Origin of the sequence: Mesorhizobium sp. M7A.F.Ca.US.005.03.2.1, assembly GCF_003997795.1 — a bacterium.
Lineage (GTDB): Bacteria > Pseudomonadota > Alphaproteobacteria > Rhizobiales > Rhizobiaceae > Mesorhizobium > Mesorhizobium ciceri.
This window is the reverse complement of the sequence record NZ_RZRP01001155.1, coordinates 1-1,518: the sequence shown is the minus strand read 5'-3', so window position 1 is coordinate 1,518 and position 1,518 is coordinate 1. Positions and strand designations below refer to the sequence as shown.

The window sequence follows — 1,518 nt, the reverse complement described above, 5'->3', positions numbered from 1 at the left end:
GTCTTGATGCCGTCATAGCCCGTCCGGTACGGATCCTGGACGACGAGGGCGGAAATGACGCCGTCGTTGAGGAACTTGATCAGCTTCTCGTCGCTGTCGAAACCGACCAGCGCCAGCTTGCCGCCTAGGTTGTTTTCCGCGACGGCCTGGCCGACGCCCTGCGCCATGATCAGGTTGGAAGCGAAGATGCCTTTGAGGTTCGGGTTGGCGGTGATCAGGTCGGTGGCGATGTTGAGGCCGGTGGTGGCCTGGCCGTCGGCATATTTGTCGGCAACCAGCTTGAGGCCCGGATATTTGGCGGCCAGCTGTTCGGTGAAGCCCTGCTTGCGCTGTTCGAGCGAGCCGGCGCCCGGTGCGTTGGTGATCAGGGCGACGTCGCCCTCGATCTTGCCGCCGTTGGCGGCGCCGATGGCGGCGGCGAGGCCGTCGGCAGCGACGCGGCCGCCCTGCACATTGTCAGTGGTCAGGAACGAGGTGAAGGCCTTGGAGTCGGCACCGGAGTCGATGCCGATGACCTTCACCTTGGCAGCGGCTTCATCGATCGGCTTGCCGAGCGCCTTGAACTCGGTCGGCGCAATGACGATGGCCGCCGGGTTGCTGGCAACGGCGTTCTCGAGGATCGAGACCTGGCCGTTGACGTCGGTTTCAGCCTGGGCGCCGAGTTCCGGCACGTTGACGCCGAGATCCTTGCCGGCCTTGCGGGCGCCGGCCAGAACGATCTGCCAGTAGAAGGACGTGGTGTCCTTGACGATGATCGGAATGGTGACGTCCGCCGCCGAAACCGGCGCCGAATGCATGACGCCGGCGAGCATTGAAGCTGCTGCCAGCGTCATGACGGCGCGGCGGTTGAGAATGCTGGTCACGAATTTCATGAGGTTTCCTCCCTAAGTCGCCCGGTGAACGATACGGAAGCTCCGTCCGGATAGGCGCGGTCCCAAACAGAACTTTATCAATAAAAAACAGTTGCCCTGTTTTGATAGTGCATCGAACAGATCGATGCAAGCGGTGTTTGACCAGTCGTTGCGAGGTCTGGCAGAGGCAGATCCCCCGCCCTGTTCTCCCATTGGCGCCGTCACGCTTCCGTTCCGTTCTGGGAACGTATGGAATATTAATTCCACCAATTCGTCAATATGGAATATCCATTCCTCCATGTGCCGCAAGAACATGAAGTTTCACGCCAGCTCCTGCACCAGCGTGTAGGGACGATATTTGGCGTATTCCGTTTCCGGTACGTCGATGTCGAGCAGCTCGAGGTTGCGCGTCAGATTTGCCAGCTTGGCGGTGCCGGTCAGTACGGTGGCGACGGCAGCTTCATGCAAGGGGAATTGGAACGCTGCGGCGGCGAGCGGATAGCCACCCTCGGCGGCGATCCTCTCCATTGCGCCGACGCGGTCGAGCACGTCATGGCTGGCGGGGCGGTAGTCGAAATGTGCGCCTTGCACCGGGCCGGTCGCCAGGATGCCGGAGTTGAACACGCCGCCAATGACCAAGGAGGTCTGCTGTGCCCCGCATAGCGGC

Annotated in this window: 2 protein-coding genes; both read right to left on the bottom strand. The window is 61.9% G+C overall.

Annotated elements, in window-relative coordinates:
- The coding region (locus EN991_RS35710; protein WP_127370489.1) for an ABC transporter substrate-binding protein at positions 1–872 on the bottom strand (872 nt) is incomplete at its 3' end.
- 300 nt (positions 873–1,172) lie between these two features.
- Positions 1,173–1,518 (bottom strand): aldo/keto reductase (locus EN991_RS35705; RefSeq protein WP_164769639.1); only part of this gene is annotated, 346 nt, incomplete at its 5' end.